This window comes from Caulobacter sp. S45, assembly GCF_009765965.1.
Classification (GTDB): domain Bacteria; phylum Pseudomonadota; class Alphaproteobacteria; order Caulobacterales; family Caulobacteraceae; genus CAHJWH01.
The window spans coordinates 2,568,828-2,570,245 of record NZ_LMUL01000014.1 but is presented as its reverse complement, the minus strand read 5'-3'; the positions used below and the strand labels follow the sequence as shown (position 1 = coordinate 2,570,245).

Genomic DNA, 1,418 nt, shown 5'->3' with positions numbered 1-1,418 from the left:
GCCGAGGGCCGAGCCGGTCTCGTTGTAGAGCCGCGCCATGGCCTCGGGCGGCCAATCCAGCTCGCGCGCCAGGTCGGCGACCCCCGTGGCCCCGGTCAGGGCCCGCAGCAGGGCGATGCGGGACGCCAGGCCCTCGGGGGCGCCCGCGTCGGCGAACGCGCGGCATCGCGCGATGACGGCGTCTCGCTCGAACGCCGACAACAACTCCAGTCCGTGGGTCTGGAGCACGTCCACGGTGGGACGGTAGGCGTCGATCAGGGCCTGCACGCCGACATGGCTGCGCTCCGCCCGCTGGGCCAGCCAGTAGGTCTGGCCGCGCAGGGCGCGGGCGAGCTCCTGGTAGAGCGCAGACTGGGCGGCCGCGGGGATGCGATAGTCCTGTCCGTCCACCTCGCGCCAGGTCTCGTCCAGACGGAACACCTGGCGGGCGGTCTCGAAGGCGGTGACGAAGCTGGCCACGTCGCAGTCCAGGGCGGTCAGGATACGCGAGGCGAAGGTCGGGCCGGCCTTGTCGACCACAGCGTTGGCCAGCACGGTGGCGACGATGTCGCGACGCAAGCGGTGGCGCCCCATCTCGTCCTCGAACCGGCCCAACGCTTCGGGGAAATAGGCCTTCAGTGTGCGGAAGAAGTACGGGTCGTCCACAACGGGGCTGGAGACGATGGCCGCCGACAGCTCCAGCTTGCCATAGGCGGTGATCACCGCCAGCTCGGGCCGCGTCAGCCCACGTCCGGCCGCCCGCAGGTCCGCCAGCGCCTGGGCGCGGGGCAGGCCTTCCACGGTGCGGTTCAGCCGACCCTTGCGCTCCAGGTCCAGCATGAATGCGCCATGCGCCTCCAGCTCGGCCGGGGCGTTGGCCTCTTGCAGGGACAGGCCGAGCGTCTGGTCGTAGTTGTGGTGCAGCACGTGGGCGCCCACCTCGTCGGTCATGCTGGCCAGCAAGGGGTTGCGGTCGTCGGAAGCCAATGTGCCGTCGGTGATCGCGCGACCCAGCAGGATCTTGATGTTCACCTCGTGGTCGGAGGTGTCCACGCCGGCGGAATTGTCGATGGCGTCGGTGTCGATCCGCCCGCCCGTGCGCGCGAACGAGATGCGCCCGGCCTGGGTGAAGCCGAGGTTGGCCCCCTCGCCCACCACCTTGGCGCGAAGCTCGGTGGCGTCCACCCGCACCGCGTCGTTGGCCTTGTCGCCGGCCTCGGCGTTGCTCTCCGACGCGGCCTTCACATAGGTGCCGATGCCGCCGAGATAGAGCAGTTCGACCTCGGCCTTGAGGATGGCGCGGATCAACTCGGCGGGCGGCAGGGCCTCGTCCTCGACCCCCAGCATCGCCCGCACTTCCGGCGAGAGCGGGATCGACTTGGCCGTGCGGGCGAACACGCCGCCGCCCTTGGAGATCAGGCTCTTGTCGTAGTCGTCCC

At 70.7% G+C, this 1,418-nt stretch carries 1 protein-coding gene; it reads right to left on the bottom strand.

The genetic code is table 11. The features are described 5' to 3' along the window. Positions 1-1,418 (bottom strand): NAD-glutamate dehydrogenase domain-containing protein (locus GSQ87_RS22565; RefSeq protein ID WP_216839396.1); only part of this gene is annotated, 1,418 nt, incomplete at both ends.